This is a genomic window from Pseudomonas sp. TH39(2020) (assembly GCF_016650715.1).
Lineage (GTDB): Bacteria > Pseudomonadota > Gammaproteobacteria > Pseudomonadales > Pseudomonadaceae > Aquipseudomonas > Aquipseudomonas mandelii_C.
Genome location: NZ_JAEKFF010000007.1, coordinates 394,737 through 411,809 on the forward strand (window position 1 = coordinate 394,737; position 17,073 = coordinate 411,809).

18 protein-coding genes and 1 pseudogene are annotated in these 17,073 nt (G+C 59.7%); 11 read left to right on the forward strand and 8 right to left on the reverse strand.

Features of this window, described 5'->3' with window-relative positions:
* The first annotated feature begins 27 nt into the window (after nucleotides 1-27).
* Both JFU47_RS22240 and hemH read left to right on the forward strand, forming a co-directional pair.
* Entirely contained in the window at nucleotides 28-930 is a 903-nt protein-coding gene (locus tag JFU47_RS22240) for a TIGR01777 family oxidoreductase (RefSeq protein WP_201185716.1), read from the forward strand.
* A 13-nt stretch (nucleotides 931-943) separates the two neighbouring features.
* Entirely contained in the window at nucleotides 944-1,969 is a 1,026-nt protein-coding gene (gene hemH / locus JFU47_RS22245; RefSeq protein ID WP_140677894.1) for a ferrochelatase, read from the forward strand.
* 100 nt (nucleotides 1,970-2,069) lie between these two features.
* Here hemH and JFU47_RS22250 read toward each other — a convergent pair whose 3' ends face one another.
* Both JFU47_RS22250 and upp read right to left on the reverse strand, forming a co-directional pair.
* Complete coding sequence (locus tag JFU47_RS22250) at nucleotides 2,070-3,344, reverse strand: uracil-xanthine permease family protein (RefSeq protein ID WP_056740820.1); 1,275 nt, start codon at nucleotides 3,342-3,344, stop codon at nucleotides 2,070-2,072.
* A gap of 2 nt (nucleotides 3,345-3,346) precedes the next feature.
* Entirely contained in the window at nucleotides 3,347-3,985 is a 639-nt protein-coding gene (gene upp, locus JFU47_RS22255) for a uracil phosphoribosyltransferase (RefSeq protein WP_008025893.1), read from the reverse strand.
* 164 nt (nucleotides 3,986-4,149) lie between these two features.
* Between upp and JFU47_RS22260 the strand changes: the two genes are divergently transcribed.
* Both JFU47_RS22260 and JFU47_RS22265 read left to right on the forward strand, forming a co-directional pair.
* Nucleotides 4,150-4,707 (forward strand): hypoxanthine-guanine phosphoribosyltransferase, encoded by a 558-nt coding sequence (locus JFU47_RS22260; RefSeq protein WP_008153401.1) that lies wholly within the window; start codon nucleotides 4,150-4,152, stop codon nucleotides 4,705-4,707.
* A 3-nt stretch (nucleotides 4,708-4,710) separates the two neighbouring features.
* Nucleotides 4,711-5,184 (forward strand): WbuC family cupin fold metalloprotein, encoded by a 474-nt coding sequence (locus tag JFU47_RS22265; RefSeq protein WP_201185718.1) that lies wholly within the window; start codon nucleotides 4,711-4,713, stop codon nucleotides 5,182-5,184.
* Between the two features lie 9 nt (nucleotides 5,185-5,193).
* Here JFU47_RS22265 and dauA read toward each other — a convergent pair whose 3' ends face one another.
* On the reverse strand, nucleotides 5,194-6,915 hold the full coding sequence (gene dauA / locus JFU47_RS22270) for a C4-dicarboxylic acid transporter DauA (RefSeq protein ID WP_201185726.1): 1,722 nt from the start codon (nucleotides 6,913-6,915) through the stop codon (nucleotides 5,194-5,196).
* Nucleotides 6,916-7,066: 151 nt separating this feature from the next.
* On the opposite strand from dauA, the gene JFU47_RS22275 reads away from it, so the two are divergent.
* Together JFU47_RS22275 and JFU47_RS22280 are read left to right on the forward strand one after the other, a co-directional pair.
* A complete protein-coding gene (locus tag JFU47_RS22275; protein WP_201185728.1) occupies nucleotides 7,067-7,552 on the forward strand; it encodes a hypothetical protein in 486 nt (161 codons plus the stop codon).
* Nucleotides 7,553-7,615: 63 nt separating this feature from the next.
* Nucleotides 7,616-7,903 carry a PA4642 family protein gene (locus tag JFU47_RS22280; protein ID WP_201185730.1) on the forward strand — a complete coding sequence of 96 codons (288 nt, stop codon included), beginning with the start codon at nucleotides 7,616-7,618 and terminating at the stop codon, nucleotides 7,901-7,903.
* A 208-nt stretch (nucleotides 7,904-8,111) separates the two neighbouring features.
* Here the strand turns inward: JFU47_RS22280 and mqo are convergent, their stop codons facing one another.
* Together mqo and JFU47_RS22290 are read right to left on the reverse strand one after the other, a co-directional pair.
* Entirely contained in the window at nucleotides 8,112-9,620 is a 1,509-nt protein-coding gene (mqo, locus tag JFU47_RS22285) for a malate dehydrogenase (quinone) (RefSeq protein ID WP_123365652.1), read from the reverse strand.
* A gap of 736 nt (nucleotides 9,621-10,356) precedes the next feature.
* Nucleotides 10,357-10,590, reverse strand: coding sequence for a hypothetical protein (locus JFU47_RS22290; RefSeq protein ID WP_123365653.1), 234 nt, complete (start codon nucleotides 10,588-10,590; stop codon nucleotides 10,357-10,359).
* Between the two features lie 205 nt (nucleotides 10,591-10,795).
* Between JFU47_RS22290 and JFU47_RS22295 the strand changes: the two genes are divergently transcribed.
* Nucleotides 10,796-11,380 carry a YajG family lipoprotein gene (locus tag JFU47_RS22295; protein ID WP_033061281.1) on the forward strand — a complete coding sequence of 195 codons (585 nt, stop codon included), beginning with the start codon at nucleotides 10,796-10,798 and terminating at the stop codon, nucleotides 11,378-11,380.
* Nucleotides 11,381-11,831: 451 nt separating this feature from the next.
* The gene (locus JFU47_RS22300; RefSeq protein ID WP_140677880.1) at nucleotides 11,832-12,116 is read left to right on the forward strand and encodes a hypothetical protein; all 285 of its coding nucleotides are present in this window, start codon (nucleotides 11,832-11,834) and stop codon (nucleotides 12,114-12,116) included.
* 64 nt (nucleotides 12,117-12,180) lie between these two features.
* Here the strand turns inward: JFU47_RS22300 and JFU47_RS22305 are convergent, their stop codons facing one another.
* The gene (locus JFU47_RS22305) at nucleotides 12,181-13,344 is read right to left on the reverse strand and encodes a 1-acyl-sn-glycerol-3-phosphate acyltransferase (RefSeq protein WP_201185732.1); all 1,164 of its coding nucleotides are present in this window, start codon (nucleotides 13,342-13,344) and stop codon (nucleotides 12,181-12,183) included.
* 142 nt (nucleotides 13,345-13,486) lie between these two features.
* On the opposite strand from JFU47_RS22305, the gene JFU47_RS22310 reads away from it, so the two are divergent.
* The 3 genes from JFU47_RS22310 to JFU47_RS22320 are packed head-to-tail and all read left to right on the forward strand — an operon-like array spanning nucleotide 13,487 to nucleotide 14,598.
* Nucleotides 13,487-13,669: a CPXCG motif-containing cysteine-rich protein gene (locus tag JFU47_RS22310; protein WP_123365657.1), complete on the forward strand. Its 183-nt coding sequence runs from the start codon at nucleotides 13,487-13,489 to the stop codon at nucleotides 13,667-13,669.
* Nucleotides 13,670-13,678: 9 nt separating this feature from the next.
* Nucleotides 13,679-13,939, forward strand: a complete 261-nt coding sequence (locus JFU47_RS22315) for a putative signal transducing protein (protein ID WP_140677877.1) — start codon at nucleotides 13,679-13,681, stop codon at nucleotides 13,937-13,939.
* A 35-nt stretch (nucleotides 13,940-13,974) separates the two neighbouring features.
* A complete protein-coding gene (locus tag JFU47_RS22320) occupies nucleotides 13,975-14,598 on the forward strand; it encodes an SOS response-associated peptidase (RefSeq protein WP_201185734.1) in 624 nt (207 codons plus the stop codon).
* 188 nt (nucleotides 14,599-14,786) lie between these two features.
* On the opposite strand, the gene JFU47_RS33670 is transcribed toward JFU47_RS22320, so the two are convergent.
* Together JFU47_RS33670 and JFU47_RS33675 are read right to left on the reverse strand one after the other, a co-directional pair.
* Nucleotides 14,787-15,629, reverse strand: coding sequence for a methyl-accepting chemotaxis protein (locus JFU47_RS33670; protein WP_446739647.1), 843 nt, complete (start codon nucleotides 15,627-15,629; stop codon nucleotides 14,787-14,789).
* A 15-nt stretch (nucleotides 15,630-15,644) separates the two neighbouring features.
* Nucleotides 15,645-17,045, reverse strand: a pseudogene (locus JFU47_RS33675) (HAMP domain-containing protein); the annotation flags it as partial.
* Nucleotides 17,046-17,073: the final 28 nt, after the last annotated feature.

The window sequence follows — 17,073 nt, forward strand, 5'->3', positions numbered from 1 at the left end:
GGTAAAACGCCACGCGAGGAAGAAGTCATGCACATATTGCTGACCGGCGGTACTGGTTTGATAGGACGTCAGCTCTGCGCACGCTGGTTGAGTCAGGGACATCGCCTGACGGTCTGGAGTCGCAAGCCTGAAAAAGTCGCGAAAATATGCGGTGCCCAAGTGCACGGTGTGGCCCGTCTCGAGGACATCGGGCAGGAACCGGTGGATGCGATTATCAACCTCGCGGGGGCACCGATTGCCGATCGACCTTGGACAACTCGACGCAAAGCGCTGTTGTGGAGCAGCCGCATCACCCTGACCGAAACCCTGCTGGCTTGGCTCGAAACCTGTGAACAAAAACCGCAGGTGTTGATTTCAGGGTCTGCGGTCGGTTGGTATGGTGATGGGGGCGAACGGGAATTGACCGAGAAGTCTCCACCGGTCATCGATGATTTCGCCAGCCAATTGTGCATCGCCTGGGAAGAAACCGCCCAGCGTGCCGAAGGCTTGGGCATTCGTGTGATCTTCATTCGTACCGGGTTGGTGTTGTCGGCCGAGGGCGGCTTTTTGTCGCGGCTGTTGCTGCCGTTCAAAGTGGGGCTGGGCGGGCCTATCGGCAGTGGTCGGCAGTGGATGCCGTGGATTCATATCAACGATCAAATCGCCCTGATTGATTTTCTTCTGCGCCAGGAAGACGCCAGTGGTCCTTATAATGCCTGCGCACCCAAGCCGGTGCGCAACCGCGAGTTTGCCAAGACGTTGGGCAGCGTGCTGCACCGCCCGACGTTCATGCCCATGCCGGCCTTGGCGTTGAAGGTGTGTCTGGGCGAGTTGTCATTGCTGTTGCTGGGCGGCCAGAAGGCCGTACCGGCTCGCTTGCTGGAAGCGGGTTTCACTTTCCAGTTCACTGATTTGCGCGCGGCTCTGGACAACCTTTCCAGCCGCCTTTGAAATAGGACGTTGCATGACCGATCACGCATTGCTTCTGGTCAATCTGGGCTCACCGGCCTCCACTTCGGTGGCGGATGTGCGCAGTTACCTCAATCAATTTCTGATGGACCCGTATGTGATCGACCTGCCATGGCCGGTGCGACGTTTGCTGGTGTCGCTGATCCTGTTCAAGCGCCCGGAGCAGTCTGCCCACGCCTACGCCTCGATCTGGTGGGAGGAGGGCTCGCCGTTGGTGGTGCTCAGCCGTCGCCTGCAACAGGCCATGACGGCCCAGTGGACCCACGGTCCGGTGGAACTGGCGATGCGTTATGGCGAACCGTCAATTGAATCGATGTTGGTGCGCCTGGCGGCCCAGGGTCACAAGAGGGTCACGCTCGCGCCGCTCTATCCACAGTTCGCCGACAGCACCGTGACCACGGTGATCGAGGAGGCCAAGCGGGTGGTGCGCGAGAAGCAGTTGGATGTGCAGTTTTCAATTCTCCAGCCGTTCTACGATCAACCGGAATACCTCAATGCGTTGGTGGCCAGCGCCAAGCCGTATTTGCTGCAGGATTACGATCACCTGCTGCTGAGCTTCCACGGTTTGCCGGAGCGGCACCTGACGAAGATCGACCCTACCGGTCACCATTGCTTTAAAAGCGACAATTGCTGTCTGAACGCTTCACCAGAAGTTCTGGCGACCTGCTACCGCGCCCAATGCCTGCGTACTGCCTCCGAGTTTGCCAAGCGGCTGGGGCTGCCGGACGGCAAGTGGTCGGTGTCGTTCCAGTCGCGTTTGGGTCGAGCAAAATGGATCGAACCCTACACCGAAGCGCGCCTCGATGAATTGGCCGGAATGGGCGTGAAGAAGGTGCTGGTGATGTGCCCGGCGTTTGTTGCCGATTGCATCGAGACCCTGGAAGAGATCGGTGATCGCGGCAAAGAGCTGTTCCGCGAGGCGGGGGGAGAGGAGTTGGTGCTGGTGCCGTGTCTTAACGACGATCCGCAGTGGGCGCGGGCGTTGAGCACCTTGTGCGAAAGAGCGCCGTTGGCCCTTTGATGATCGTTCCCACGCTCTGCGTGGGAATGCCTCTAGGGACGCGGAGCGTCCAGTGACGCGGAGCGTCACGGGCCGCAGAGCGTGGGAACGATCAGTTCACTCAGAGTAACGACTCATTCGCCTTCTTGTGCTTCCAGCTGTCATTGCCCGGCAGCAACAGGTTCAGCGCAATCGCCGTCACCGCGCACAGCGCAATGCCTTTGAGGCCGAAGTCGTCCGGCCCTGTGCCGGTGCCGACCAGTACGCCGCCGATCCCGAACACCAGGGTCACTGAGACAATCACCAGATTGCGCGCTTCGCTCAGGTCGATCTTGTGGCGAATCAGCGTGTTCATGCCCACCGCCGCGATCGAACCGAACAACAGGCACAGAATCCCGCCCATCACCGGCACTGGAATGCTTTGCAGCAGCGCGCCGAACTTGCCGACGAACGCCAGGCTGATGGCGAAAATCGCCGCCCAGGTCATGATCTTCGGGTTGTAGTTCTTGGTCAGCATCACCGCGCCCGTCACTTCGGCATAGGTGGTGTTGGGTGGACCGCCAAACAGGCCGGCGGCGGTGGTAGCAATGCCATCGCCGAGCAGGGTGCGGTGCAGGCCGGGTTTTTTCAGGTAATCGCGACCGGTCACGCTACCGACGGCGATCACGCCGCCGATGTGCTCGATGGCCGGAGCCAGGGCCACCGGAACGATGAACAGAATCGCCTGCCAGTTGAATTCCGGCGCGGTGAAGTGCGGGATCGCAAACCACGGTGCAGCAGCAATTTTCGCGGTATCAACGACGCCGAAGTAGAACGCCATCGCAAAACCCACCAGCACGCCAGAGATGATCGGTACCAGGCGGAAAATGCCTTTGCCGAACACGGCGACGATCAGGGTGGTCAGCAGCGCTGGCATCGAGATCAGCATGGCCGTCTGATAATGAATCAGTTCGGTGCCGTCGCCAGCCTTGCCCATCGCCATGTTGGCGGCGATCGGTGCCATGGCCAGGCCGATGGAGATGATCACCGGACCAATCACCACCGGTGGCAGCAAACGGTCAATGAAACCGGTGCCTTTGATCTTCACCGCGAGGCCGAGGAAGGTGTAGACGAAACCGGCCGCCATCACGCCGCCCATGGTCGCCGCGAGGCCGAACTGGCCCTTGGCGAGAATGATCGGGGTGATGAAGGCAAAGCTCGACGCCAGGAACACCGGCACCTGACGCCCGGTGACGATCTGGAACAGAATCGTCCCCAAGCCTGCGGTGAACAGCGCCACGTTCGGGTCGAGGCCGGTAATCAGCGGCATTAACACCAGAGCGCCGAAGGCCACGAACAGCATCTGCGCACCCGACAGCACCGTGCGCCAGAGCGGATCGTTGAACTCTTGCTGCATGCTCAAGCGTCCTTCTGCTTGGTACCGAAGATCTTGTCACCGGCATCGCCCAGGCCTGGGATGATGTAACCGTGTTCGTTCAGCTTCTCGTCAATGGAAGCGGTGTAGATGGTCACGTCCGGGTGAGCTTTCTCTACGGCGGCAATACCTTCAGGGGCAGCCACCAGCACCATCGCGCGGATATCCCGGCAACCGGCCTTTTTCAGCAGGTCGATAGTCGCGACCATGGAGCTGCCGGTAGCGAGCATCGGGTCGATGATCATCGCCAGGCGTTCGTTGATTTCCGGAACCAGTTTTTCCAGGTAGGTGTGGGCCTGCAGGGTTTGTTCGTTGCGGGCCACGCCGACGGCGCTGACTTTGGCGCCAGGGATCAGGCTCAGCACGCCTTCGAGCATACCGATGCCAGCGCGCAGGATCGGTACTACAGTAATTTTCTTGCCGGCGATTTTCTCGACCGACACTGTGCCGCACCAGCCTTCGATGTCGTAGCTTTCCAGCGGCAGGTCTTTGGTGGCTTCATAGGTCAGCAGGGCACCGACTTCCTGAGCGAGCTCACGGAAATTCTTCGTGCTGATGTCGGCGCGGCGCATAAGGCCGAGTTTATGGCGGATCAGCGGATGGCGGATCTCGAGGATGGGCATGGGAAAGGCTCCGGCGGCGGGCAAAAAAACCGGCCTAGATTAATCTATCCGAGGGTGTTGTCCTATAGACATACAGAACGTTAGTCCACAAACGCTTGATCTGGCCTCGCTTGATGCGTACCTTTGCCCGCTTTTCCTGAACCGCCACCCCCCTGGAGAACGCCATGTCCGCTGATCTCGAGCATATCCGTCAAATCATGCGAGAGGCTGACTGCCTGTACACCGAAGCTGAAGTCGAGGCGGCCATCGCCCGCGTCGGTGCACAAATCAACGACCAGCTGGCTGAAAGCAATCCAGTGGTGTTCTGCGTGATGAACGGCGGGCTGATTTTCTCCGGCAAGCTGCTGACCCATCTGAACTTCCCGCTGGAAGCGTCCTACCTGCATGCCACCCGTTATCGCAACGAAACCAGCGGCGGCGATCTGTTCTGGAAAGCCAAGCCGGAAGTCTCGTTCCTCGACCGCGACGTGCTGATCATCGACGACATCCTCGATGAAGGTCACACCCTGGGCGCGATCATCGACTACTGCAAACATGCTGGCGCCCGCGCTGTGCACACCGCCGTGCTGATCGACAAGGACCACGACCGCAAGGCTCGCCCGGACCTGAAAGCCGATTTCGTCGGCCTGCCATGCATCGACCGTTACATCTTCGGTTACGGCATGGACTACAAAGGCTACTGGCGTAACGCCAACGGGATTTTTGCTGTTAAAGGCATGTAATAGATGACTACGCTGAGCTTTCTGGATCAAACACTGTTCGCTGAATTGGCCGAGAAAGCAGCGGCTAACCCTCGCGGGCGCCAGCATCACAACTTCCATCAGATGGAAGATGCCTGCCACCGAATGGCGGTGGGCTTGCAGCCGAGCACCTATGTCCCGCCACATCGCCACCTGGGCGACAACAAGGCGGAAACCTTGCTGGTACTGCGAGGCCGTCTCGGTGTGCTTATTTTTGACGAGTCGGGTCAGGTCACCGATAAGCGCGTCCTGCAGGCCGATGGCGATTGCCTGGGTGTGGACCTTCCTGCGGGCGTCTATCACGGCCTCGTGGTGCTGGAGGCGGACAGCCTGATGTTCGAGTGCAAGGCCGGCCCCTATCGCCCGGTCGGTGACGGAGAGCTTGCTCACTGGGCGCCGCGTGAAGGTGAGGCGGGTGTGGCTGAGTATCAGGCGTGGATGCGAGCGCAGTTCACCTGAGCGGCGCGCTCAGTTCCCCCCGGCCAGCCAGCGTTCACTTTTGAGGCGAGCCTGTTCCAGGCTGTTCACGTAGGCCAATTGGCGCTGTTCCCGATGAATGCCCGCGCGCCTGAGTTTCAGGCGCACGCGTGGTGCGGTCGCCACCAGAATCAGGCCGATGCCGTCCGTGCGGTAATCCCTCAGGATATTGTCGAAGGCTGCCAGCGCGGTCATGTCCAGCATGGGCACGGCGCTCATCTCGACGATCACTACTTTGACCTCTGGACTGAATTTGCGTAGCACCCCCAGGGCTTTTTCGGCAGCCCCGAAGAACAGCGGCCCGCGTATCGCATAGCAACGAACATGCGCCGGCATGTCCTTCAAGGCTTGATGGAAGCCGCGGGGCAGTTCGGCGGTGTCCGTGAGATCGCTCATGCGCTTGATAAACAACCCGGCGGCCAACAGCAGGCCGACGGCGACGGCCATCACCATGTCGAACAACACCGTCAGGCTCAGGCAGGTCAGCAAGACCAGCACATCGCTGCGGGGCGCGATGCGCAAGGTATGCAGCACGTGCCGGGCCTCGCTCATGTTCCACGCCACCATGACCAGCAACGCGGCCAGTGCCGCCATCGGCAAGTAGCTGAAAAGCGGGGCGAGGACGAGTATCGCCATCAGCACCACCGCGCTGTGGATAATCGCGGCCAAGGGCGAAAAGGCTCCGCTGCGTACGTTGGTGGCACTACGGGCAATCGCCGCCGTGGCGGTAATGCCGCCGAACAACGGTGCGATCAGATTACCCAGGCCTTGGCCCAGCAGTTCTGCGTTGGGGTCGTGTTTGCTGCCGGTCATGCCATCCGCCACCACCGCACACAACAAGGATTCGATGGCGCCTAGCATGGCAATGGCGAACGCCGGCGCCATTAATTGACGGATCAAGTCGTAAGACAGGTGCAGCGGCTGGCCGTCGGGACCGGGTAGATTCCACGGCCAGTCGAAGCTTGGCAGGAACGGCGGAATGCCGGGATGGCTGACGCCCTCGACCATATAGCTGAAACGCTCACCCAATGTCGCCACCGACAGCCCGCCGTGCTCCAGCACCAACCCCAGGAGCGCGCCGATGGTCAGCGCCACCAGATGCCCCGGAATCCTCGGCACCCACTGTGGCCAGACAATCAGAACAGCCAGGCATGTGATGCCGATGATCCCGTCCCCTAGCCGGGCGCTGGGCAGCGCCAGAATCAGTACGCCCAGCTGTTCGATGTAATGTTCTGCCTGGCCGGCGGTGTTCAGGCCCAGCAAATCCTTCAATTGCAGGGTGGCAATGACAATGCCGATCCCGGCGGTAAAGCCCAGGGTGACCGGATACGGAATGTACTGAATCAACCGCCCGGCTCGAATCAGCCCCAGGGCAATGAGGATGGCGCCGGCAAGCATGGTGCAGAGCAGCAGGCCGCCCAGGCCGTATTGTTGGGTGATGGGCAGCAGAATGACCACGAACGCAGCGGTCGGCCCACTGACATTAAAACGCGAACCTCCTGTCAGGGCGATCAGGGGCGCGGCGATCAGTACCGTATACAACCCTTGCTGGGGCGGTACACCCACGGCAATCGCCAGGGCCATGGCCAGCGGGATGGCGATAATCCCTACGGTCACCCCGGCACTGATGTCGCCGCGTAAGCGTCTGAGGGTGTAGCCGGCGCGCCAGGTCTGACGCCAGGCGGCGAACAACGGGGGAACGGAGAACGACATAAGCACTCCACGGTAGACGGCGCACCGTTGAACGACGGCTGAAAGCTCTTCCAGTATGGCCAGCCTGGTACTGCGAAGTATTGACCCATATCGCTAATTCGCGCGGTTGATCCTCATGCTAGAGTGCTCGGCTTCGCCCTGGGAGCCCGTCATGAGCCTTTTGATCCGCAGCTGCGCCGCCCTGTTGCTGACCGTCAGCCTGCCTCTGGCTGCCGCCCCGGCGCCGATGCACGCGCAGTTCCTGCCCCCGGATGACCTGACCCTGCGTGACGCGGAGCCCGAGCAGCAACAGCTGTTGCAGGTCACTGAGTATTCGGTGGTGATCGGCAGCCAGCGCCAGTCCAGCCAGCAGCCAATTCCGGTGACCTCACCGTTGCTGATCCGCCTCAAGGGCAAATCCTTGAACAAGGGCGCGACCATCAACCAGGTGCTGGTCAATTTCGATGGCGAAAGCAAAAGCCTGAAAAAGCCGATCTACGACGACAAAAGCAAAACCCTGACGCTGTTTTACCCGATGGCCCAGTACCGGGTGGTGATCGACTTGTTGCGCAACGACACGGTGTATTGCCAGTTCCTCAGCTACGCCAACGGCCATATCTGGGCTGATCTGCACACGGGCGCTGTTCGTCCGCGTTGAGCCCGGTGGCAAGGGAGGGGTAAACTGCCCGCCCCGTGAAATGTCTGCGAGCTGGAGTCGGCAATGCGTAAAGATAAGAAGCAAGTGATTGGTGACGAGATCGGCGATGAGCAGATCAAGCTGTTCCTCGATTTCGAACCGGTCGACGCCACGTCGCCGTCGCTCCACAAACTGATCAAGGCTTACCGTGGCCTGCGCATCGATGACTTCGGGCGTTTTCTGACGTTCTTCGTCGAAGCCGGTCTGGATCTGGACGGCAAGGATGAGCACGGCAATGACTTCGTCGCCCTGATCAAGGATCAGCGCAACGCGGCCGAGTACATCGAGTTGATCGCCAAGGCGCGCGGTTAACGTCAGGCATACCGGTTGTTGCCCTGACTTGTTTGGTGTTTGTGCTGGCTTCTTCGCGAGCAGGCTCGCTCCCACATAGATCGCTGTCTAATGTGGGAGCGAGCCTGCTCGCGATAGCTGACACCGAAGAACTTAAGGCCATCTGTTTCGCCGGCCAAAAAAAACGCCCCGCTCTCAATGAGAACGGGGCGTTTTTTATGCGGCCGAATCAAGCGTAGCTTTCGGTCTCGTTGCTGGCTTCAACCAGTTCCAGCGCGACGTTGTTCTGCACATTGATCTTGCGATACAGCGCAGCGTCGGTTTCCAGAACCTTTTCCCGAGCCGGGAAGATTTCCGCGAGCTTGGCAGCCCATTCACCAGAAGTTTTGTTCGGGAAGCATTTCTCGATCAGCTCAAGCATGATCGAAACAGTCACCGACGCGCCTGGCGAAGCGCCGAGCAGGGCAGCAAGCGTACCGTCCTTGGACGCGACCAGTTCGGTACCGAACTGCAGAACGCCGCCCTTTTTCGGGTCTTTCTTGATGATCTGCACCCGTTGGCCGGCCACTTCCAGGCGCCAGTCTTCGGCTTTCGCTTCAGGGTAGAAGCGACGCAGGGAGTCCAGGCGCTGCTCCATCGACTGCATCACTTCGCTGACCAGGTATTTGGTCAGGTCCATGTTGTTTTTGGCCACAGCCAGCATCGGGCCGATGTTGCCGGCGCGAACCGACATCGGCAGGTCCATGAAGGAGCCGTGCTTGAGGAACTTGGTGGTGAAACCGGCGTAAGGTCCGAACAGCAGGGACTTCTTGCCATCGACTACGCGGGTGTCCAGGTGCGGCACCGACATCGGCGGCGAACCCACGGCCGCCTGGCTGTAAACCTTGGCCTGGTGGTGTTTGACTACTTCCGGGTTGTCGCAACGCAGCCACTGGCCACTGATCGGGAAGCCGCCGAAGCCTTTGCTTTCTTCGATGCCCGACGCTTGCAGCAGCGGCAGTGCCGCGCCACCGGCGCCGAGGAACACGAATTTCGCGTCGACGTCACGGGAGTTGCCGCTGTTGACGTCCTTGATGCTGACGGTCCAGCCGCTGCCGTTACGCTTGAGGCCAGTCACGCGCTTGCAGTACTTGACCTGGGCATCGGGTGCGCTGGTCAGGTGCTTGAGCAGTTGATTGGTCAGGGCGCCGAAGTTGACGTCGGTGCCGTTCATGACGCGGGTGGCGGCGACGACTTCGTCAGCCGGCCGGCCAGGCATCATCAACGGCATCCACTCGGCCATGGTGGCCTTGTCTTCGGTGTATTCCATGTCCGAGAAGGCGTGGTGCTTGCTCAGCGTCTTGAAGCGTTCCTTGAGGAAGGAAACGCCATCGTCGTTCTGGACGAAGCTCAGGTGCGGCACCGGGCTGATGAACGTCTTGCACGAGCCGAAGGTACTTTTCTTGGTCAGGTAGGACCAGAACTGCTTCGACACCTCGAACTGGGTGTTGATGTGCACGGCTTTCTTGATGTCGACGGTGCCGTCGGCGGCCTGCGGCGTGTAGTTGAGCTCACACAGCCCGGCGTGACCGGTACCGGCGTTGTTCCACGGGTTCGAACTCTCCGCGGCACCGGAATCCATCAGCTCGACGACTTCCAGCTTGATCGCGGGGTCGAGTTCTTTGAGCAGTACAGCGAGGGTGGCACTCATGATGCCGGCCCCAACCAGTACTACGTCGACTGCTTCGTTATGCGCCATTTAACGCGTCTCCAAAATCTGCAGCACCAAATTGTCGGCATGGCTGCCAGGCGTTCAGGGGCGTGTCAGTGATGCCCCAGGTACCCATGGCAGTATCGCCATGTCCGAATCTTCGCAATTTTTCGCAACTTCGACGGACGCTAGCCGGGTCTAAAAGAGTTACATGAACTCATTTCAACGCGCGGCTGGCAATTCGACTTATGGTCGATACATCCGTTTGTGCAACCAAATCCGTAGAGGACAGGCTTCAGGCTCCGGTGTTCGAGGTGTACTCGGTCCTGTGTCGTTGGGCTGTTTCAGACGCTAATGGTGCATATTCAGACGCAAAACTATTCATTTGCTCGCCACACTCTTGTGAAGTTGTGAAAACCCGTTTTTTTCACGCTCTTTTGAAGACGTGAACCTCAAAAAAGGGCTGCCCCAGCCTGGCACCGTGCCCGGATGGATTGCCGCCATGGGATACATGACAGGCAAAACGGGCAAACAGCTCAGTGACCGAGCGTAATGACAGCTCTGCAGATTCGCGAAAAGTGGGGTTTTTGCTCAAGGAACAGCAAGCGCGCCAGCTTCACTCGATCTGTGTGGGCGGCTCTCTGTGGGCGGTGCGGGGTGTCAATACAAGCGCATTGACGATGCTGCGAGGCCCGATCAGGAGACGTCCTTATAATCGGGGGGAGATTGTAGCGAAGAAACGCAGGGAAATGGTCGTGTTTAATGACTTTTATTAGGTGTTCGGTCAGGTGGTCAACAGGTGTTGAGCCCGCGCACGTGGTTGGCGCTGGCTGACACGGGCGCTGGGGGGCAGGGGATGGTGTAACCAGTTGAGACGGATTTCTTCGATTTCGACCCAGCCATCACCCATCGGCTGGAGGCTGCACTGTTTGAATGCCTGGCAGTGGCCGTTGCGGTCGAGCAGGGCGAAGCAGCGATGCAGGGGGCGTGGGTTGAACAGCGAGATGAGATAGCGCATGGCGAAGTACCTTGTGGGGTGACTGCTGTGAAGGTTGTCAGTGAGCCGTGACGAGCAAGTGTATGGGCGGTGACATATCTGTGACAGGAACCGCGGTCTGAAGGGTTTGTCAGAGATTTCAGTATTCACTGTGAGGAGCTAGTTACCCACAGTGGCCCACCGCTATACTGCGGGCCTGTTTGTGCCTGATTCTGGAGAGAAGAGCATGTTGCAACGCCTGTTGTTCGGTTTGATCACTGTGACCAGTTTGACCCTGGTTGGCTGCGCCCACAGCCCGCAACAACTGAATCCGGAACCCAAGCTGACGACTCAGCTGGCACCGGTCGGCCATGGTCAACCGGTGGTGGTGCGTGTGGTAGACGGTCGTCCGTCGCCAACGCTGGGCACCCGTGGTGGCCTGTACCCTGAGACCAGCGCGATCACCGTGCAGGGCGCGCAGATTCTGCCGAAATTGCAGGCTCAGGCCGAAGCGGCCGTGCGGTTGTTGGGCTTCACCCCAACCTCCAATGCGCTGAATGCTCCGCAGTTGACCGTGACGCTGGCCGAGCTGAAGTATCAGTCGCCTAAAGAAGGCATGTATGTAACTGAGGCCACCATTGGCGCGACGTTCCGCTCCGATGTGCAGAATGCCAATCGTCGCTATAGCGGTCGTTATGGTGCGTCCCTGGATCAGCGTTTTGGTATGGCGCCGAATCAGGAAACCAATACCAAGCTGGTCAGCGATGTGTTGAGCGATGCGTTGACGCGTCTGTTCAAGGATCCGACGATTGGTCAGATTCTCGGCGAATAACGGTTCGCTGGATGCAAAAAAAGCCCGGTGCCAGCAATGGTCCCGGGTTTTTTCATGCCTGTCGATTTCCCACTGACATGCACTCAACACCTGTGGGAGCGAGCCTGCTCGCGAAGGCATTCTGACATCCGGCATTAAAGGTGCCTGACACAGCGCTTTCGCGAGCAGGCTCGCTCCCACAAGGGATCTGCGGTGTCAGGCAGCCTGCGAATAAAAATCCAGAACGCTCACGCCCGTCAGCAAATCCGTCTCTGGCAAATCCGCATGCTGATGCCCGCCCAGCGCGCAATACACCAACCAGTGGCGGTCCTGGACGTTGAAGGCGAGGCTGCCGACAAGGTTTTGTTGTTCGTTATTTGTCGGAAAGCAAGGGCAGGTGGCGAGGCTTCCGGTAGAATTCGCGCCGCGGTCGTCGGTTCGGCGCCTGCCACCTGTTTTGCTGAGGTCCGTGATGTCGTTGCATTTGATTTCGCTGTTTACCAACCATCCCGCCAAGTTGATCAACCTGTTGGCCTTGTTGTTTGCCTTTCCGGGCGGCTGGTTGTTGCATGCCACTCGTCGCCGCGAACAGCGCGCGCAGGCCATTCTCGAAGCGCAAAGCCAGAGCCGTCGTATCAATGAGCCGACGTTGATGCTGGATGGGGCTACCTTGCGCATGAACCGGTTTTTCTATCGATTCGGTTTTGCCTGCCTGGGGTTGGCGCTGCTGGTGTCGTGGATCAGCACGCGGGTCTGACAGCAAAATACGCAGCAATGAAAACGGCGCCCGAGGGCGCCGTTGTCGTATCCAGCCAAAAACCTTACAGCGGCAAACCTGCTTTCACACGGTACTGATTGCGCACCGGCGTCGCGTATTGCAGGACCATGAACGGACGATGCTCCTCAGGGCAAGCGTCCAGACGCTGTTGCCATTGCTCCTGAGCCTTGGCCAATTCGTCGGCCGCAAACACCTCAGCGGCTTTCGGCACCTGCAATTGCGGGTCGGTGTCTTTCCACTGGGCGTAGGCCAGGTAGTGCACCGGGAACAGGCGGTAGCCGCCGAGGATCTGCCGGTCTATCTCGACCGCCAATTGCTTGGTGTCGTCGAACAGCTCGGTGATCGGCGAGGCGAAGTTCACATGCACCCGGCCCTTGTAGCCGGTGATGCCCTTGGCGATGCTCACATCGTCCTCGCCCGGCACTTTGGTGTAGCTGCCGGTGGTGGCGCGGATGAACAGTTCGCGAGCCTTGGCTTGATCGCACGGGTCGTATTCATAGCTGATCGACACCGGCGTGAGGTTCAACGACTGAATGACTTCGCCGAACGGCTCGTCCTTGCGGCTCATGTGGAACATCTTGAGGATGGCCGACTCGGTACGGTCATCGCCGTCCTTGGCCCGGCCTTCGGCCTGGGCGATCCAGATCGAGGCGCAATCGTTGCGGATCGAGTGGTTGATGTAGGCCGACAGCAGCTGATACGCCGCCATCTTCTCGCGTCGACCGGTGATCGAACGGTGCACGATAAAGCTCTTGTTCAGGCGCATCAGATCGCTGACGAAGGGCTTTTGCAGCAGGTTGTCGCCGATCGCGATGCGCGGTGTAGGCAGGCCGGCGTGGTACACGGCGTAATTGACGAAGGCCGGGTCCATCACGATGTCGCGGTGGTTGGCGATGAACAGGTAGGCGCTGCCGGACTTGAACTGCTCGACGCCGGTGTACGTCACACCGTCCGTGGCTCGCTCGATGGTGTGGTCGACGTACATCTCGACTTTATCCTGCAACGTGGCCACCGACGTAACATCAGCGAACTCACGGCGCAACCGATGAGCTATAAGAGGTTTGAGCATCCAGCCGAAGGCACCGGCAAAACGCGGGAAGCGGAAATGGATGAGGATATCTAGAAACGCCTTGTCGCCCAGCAGTCGGTCCAGCACCGCCGGGACTTCGCTGTCGTTGTAAGGTCGGATGGCATCGAATTCGCCCATCATGCTCTCTTGTTAGAAACGGCTAGGGTAAGTAAAGGTTTTGATCGAAAACCAACGGGGCACGGTCTGAAAAGTTAGCCAGACAAAAATAGCCCTGCAAATAGACCGGCGATTATACGCACAAGTCACCTGGGAGACCGCGATGCTGGAAACTGCGCTGTACGAATGTCCGTATTGTGGTGAAGAGGTTGAGACGTCTGTGGATCTGTCCGGGGGCGATCAGACCTATATCGAGGACTGTCAGGTGTGCTGTCGACCGATAACGTTTGTGTTGCAGGTTGATGGAGAGGAATGGCATCTCGAAGTGTTCAGCGAAAACGAGTAAGGGGCGTCTATGCAGCGAATCTACGAGCCGGAAAACCTGATGGAAGGTGAGTTGCTGCAAGGCATGCTGGCCAGCGAGGGCATCAAGGCGCATCTGGTGGGGCGCGATTTGCTCGGTGGCAGTGGCGAATTGCCGGTCTTTGGCCTGCTGGGCCTGTCGGTCGATAACGACGAGGCCGAGTACGCCCGGGAGTTGATCACCGCGTACAATGCCGCGCTGCCACTGCCCGGCGATGAACCGGACAGTTTTCCCGGCACGCTGGTCTGTTAGGCTGACGTTCGTTTTATCAAGAGTCGTGTTGCCCCATGTGTGGACGTTATGCCCTGTTTCGCTGGAACCCCGCCTTCGCGGCCCTGCCTGGCTTCCCCGCCGATCAGCAGGCCCAGTGGAATATTTCTCCCAACGATTCGGTGTTGATGCTGCGCGCGGGCGTTGACGGTCAGCGTGAGTTGGCCCGCGCGCGTTGGGGTTTGACGCCGCCATGGTTGACCGATCTGTCTCGCACTCCAGCCCATGCCCGGGCCGAAACCGTTGCCGAACAACCGATGTTTCGCCAGGCCCTGCGCGAACGCCGTTGCCTGCTGCCGGCCAATGGTTTTTACGAATGGCGCGGCACCACACGCAAGCGTCCGTATTGGCTGACTCCAGGGGAGGGCTCGACGCTGTTCTTTGCGGCGATTTGGGAAGCGTATCCGGTGCAGGAGCAGGTGTGGCTGAGCACGGCGGTAATCACGCAAGCGGCGGCGAGTCAGCGCCGGCCGTTGATTCTCGATGCGGCGGGGCAGGAGGCGTGGCTCAATCCAGAGACTCCGTTGCATGCCTTGCAAGCGTTGCTCGCCAGTGAACCCGCGGCGTTGCGCGAGCGGGTGTTGGCGAATCTGGTGAATGATCCGAAGCTGAATGGGCCGGAGTGTCTTACTCCGGGTTGAGATCTTGGTGTTGTTTAAAAGCCACCCCTCACCCCAGCCCTCTCCCCAGAGGGGAGAGGGGGAAAGGGAGCCGATCTTTTTCGCTTTCAAAACTTGAATTCGACTCGATATTTCAGGTCGATGGATAGCGCGATACGCCTCGGTCAGTCCCCTCTCCCTCCGGGAGAGGGTTAGGGTGAGGGGGCTCTTCAGACCTTGAACTGATTGATCAACCGCCGCTGCTGCTCAGCCAACTTGGTCAGATCCGCACTCGCCGCACTCGATTCATCCGCCCCGCCCGCCACTTCATTGGCCACTTGTCCGATGTTGATCACGTTACGGTTGATGTCGTCAGCCACCGCACTCTGTTCCTCAGCCGCACTGGCAATCTGGGTGTTCATGTCGTTGATCACCGACACGGCCTGCGTAATCGTCTCCAGCGCTTCGGCCGCTTTCGCCGCATGCTGCACGCTTTCATCGGTGCGGCTCTGACTGTCCTCCATCACCCGCACCACATCGCGCGTGCCTTGTTGCAGTTGCTGAATCATGGTCTGAATTTCTTCAGTGGCTTTCTGAGTTTTCTGCGCCAGGTTGCGCACTTCATCGGCTACCACCGCAAAACCGCGTCCCTGTTCGCCAGCCCGTGCCGCTTCGATGGCGGCGTTCAAGGCCAGCAGGTTGGTTTGTTCGGCGATCCCGCGAATGGCCGTCAGGATCGCATTGATGTTCTCGCTGTCCTTGGCCAAGGTTTGCACCACGCCGACAGCCTTGCCGATTTCTATCGCCAGCACGCCAATCGAGTTCGACGTATCGCGCACGATTTGCATGCCCTGCGCCGCGGCCTGATCGGCATGGCTGGCGGCTTGCGCAGCCTGGGTCGCGTTGCGCGCCACGTCCTGAGCGGTCGCTGTCATTTCATGCACCGCCGTGGCCACCTGATCAATCTCGGCCATTTGCTTGTGCACGCCGATGTTGGTGCGGATGGCGATGTCGGCGGTGTGTTCCGACGAATCACTGACGCTCTGCACCGAAGTCACCACTTGGGTGATCATCACCTGCAACTTGGCCAGGAAGGTGTTGAAGCCTTTGGCGATCGAGCCCAGTTCGTCGGCGCGGTCGCTGGTCAGGCGTCGAGTCAGGTCACCTTCGCCCTGAGCGATGTCGTCGAGCATGGCAACCATCTGCTTCAGCGGCCGGGCAATGCCGTGGCCCACCAGCCAGATCACCAGCAAACCGATACCGGCAATCAACAAGCCGACCATGGCCATGCCGAAGGTGTCGGACTTGCGCTGGGCGTCCAGATCGCCCTGAAGTTTTTGCAGATCGGCCATCACCGCGTTCAGTGGCAGTTGCAGCATGAGGGTCCAGCGAGCGTCGGTCTGGCCGATGCCGAACGGCAAGTACAACTCGATCCGGCCCTGGGCCTTGTCGACGGTGTAGGTGACTTCGCCGCGCTTGAGATTGGCCATGTTGGCGATCTGCTGGCTGTCGAGGATGTCGCTGACCTTCTCGCCGAATTTGCTCGGGTCCTTGGTGTAGGCAACGATCCGGCTGTTGCCGCCAATCAGGGCCATTTCACCCGCGCCGCTGTACAACTTCTGATTCGCGCCGAGGAGCATTTCCTGGATGAAGTTCACCGAGAGGTCGGCGCCGACGATGCCCTGGAAGGCCCCGTTGAGCATGATCGGTTCTATAAAGGAGGCGAGCATGACGATCTTGTCGCCGACCTTGTAGGGTGCCGGATCGATCACGCAGGATTTTTTGGTTTCTTTCGAGCACAGGTAGTACTCGCTGGCGCGTACGCCGGTGGACAGGGTTTTCTGGTCGTCGACGTCCACCAGTTTGTCCAGGCCCAGACTGCCGTCTTCGTTGCGGAACCACCACGGCAGGAAACGCCCGTTGCTGGCGTCGATGCCAACCACTTTGGTGTCGACGTAGGCCGCATCGTTGTGATCGAGGGCGTTTTTTTCCCAGCCGATGTAGGTGCCGAGAATTTTCGGGTTCTTGGTGACGTTTTCCTTGATCAGGCTGATCAATTGCTCACGGCTCAGGTTCAACTGTGGCTGGCCATCGGCGCCCGGGGTGCCGATCAATGCGTTGACTCGCACCAGTCCGCCGGCAATCAGCAGTGGCGCTTCGAGCTCGCGCTGGATCTGGCTGACCTGGGTTTGCGCCAGTGACGTCAGGCGTTGTTCGATGACTTGCTCGAATTGTGCCTGGGTCCGCTGCTGGACCATGTCTTGTGTCCGTGCGCCGGAAAACAGGGCGTACAGCACCAGGGCTGCCACGACACTGAGAACGATGGCGCCGGCGAGGGCCGCCACGGAAAACTGGATCGACTTGAATTTCATGGGTGCTCCGCATGCAAGAGGACGTCTGCGGTGCTGTATCGGCAGGGGGCTGGATGACCATGAGCGGGCGGTGGCGAATTGGCTGTTTTGAAGCGGTTGATGTCGCAAATGAATCATTACGGGACGGCACCGGCCGTGGCGGGTG

Excerpts from the sequence above, each read along its gene's own strand:
- JFU47_RS22310 (WP_123365657.1), top strand. The coding sequence starts at position 13,487 with ATGCTGGAAACTGCGCTGTACGAATGTCCGTATTGTGGTGAAGAGGTT.
- JFU47_RS22295 (WP_033061281.1), top strand. The coding sequence starts at position 10,796 with ATGTTGCAACGCCTGTTGTTCGGTTTGATCACTGTGACCAGTTTGACC.
- JFU47_RS22240 (WP_201185716.1), top strand. The coding sequence starts at position 28 with ATGCACATATTGCTGACCGGCGGTACTGGTTTGATAGGACGTCAGCTC.
- JFU47_RS22320 (WP_201185734.1), top strand. The coding sequence starts at position 13,975 with ATGTGTGGACGTTATGCCCTGTTTCGCTGGAACCCCGCCTTCGCGGCC.
- JFU47_RS22300 (WP_140677880.1), top strand. The coding sequence starts at position 11,832 with ATGTCGTTGCATTTGATTTCGCTGTTTACCAACCATCCCGCCAAGTTG.
- JFU47_RS22305 (WP_201185732.1), bottom strand. The coding sequence starts at position 13,344 with ATGGGCGAATTCGATGCCATCCGACCTTACAACGACAGCGAAGTCCCG.
- JFU47_RS22275 (WP_201185728.1), top strand. The coding sequence starts at position 7,067 with ATGAGCCTTTTGATCCGCAGCTGCGCCGCCCTGTTGCTGACCGTCAGC.
- dauA (WP_201185726.1), bottom strand. The coding sequence starts at position 6,915 with ATGTCGTTCTCCGTTCCCCCGTTGTTCGCCGCCTGGCGTCAGACCTGG.
- JFU47_RS22260 (WP_008153401.1), top strand. The coding sequence starts at position 4,150 with ATGTCCGCTGATCTCGAGCATATCCGTCAAATCATGCGAGAGGCTGAC.
- hemH (WP_140677894.1), top strand. The coding sequence starts at position 944 with ATGACCGATCACGCATTGCTTCTGGTCAATCTGGGCTCACCGGCCTCC.
- JFU47_RS22315 (WP_140677877.1), top strand. The coding sequence starts at position 13,679 with ATGCAGCGAATCTACGAGCCGGAAAACCTGATGGAAGGTGAGTTGCTG.
- mqo (WP_123365652.1), bottom strand. The coding sequence starts at position 9,620 with ATGGCGCATAACGAAGCAGTCGACGTAGTACTGGTTGGGGCCGGCATC.
- JFU47_RS22250 (WP_056740820.1), bottom strand. The coding sequence starts at position 3,344 with ATGCAGCAAGAGTTCAACGATCCGCTCTGGCGCACGGTGCTGTCGGGT.
- JFU47_RS22280 (WP_201185730.1), top strand. The coding sequence starts at position 7,616 with ATGCGTAAAGATAAGAAGCAAGTGATTGGTGACGAGATCGGCGATGAG.
- upp (WP_008025893.1), bottom strand. The coding sequence starts at position 3,985 with ATGCCCATCCTCGAGATCCGCCATCCGCTGATCCGCCATAAACTCGGC.
- JFU47_RS22290 (WP_123365653.1), bottom strand. The coding sequence starts at position 10,590 with ATGCGCTATCTCATCTCGCTGTTCAACCCACGCCCCCTGCATCGCTGC.
- JFU47_RS33670 (WP_446739647.1), bottom strand. The coding sequence starts at position 15,629 with ATGATCACCCAAGTGGTGACTTCGGTGCAGAGCGTCAGTGATTCGTCG.
- JFU47_RS22265 (WP_201185718.1), top strand. The coding sequence starts at position 4,711 with ATGACTACGCTGAGCTTTCTGGATCAAACACTGTTCGCTGAATTGGCC.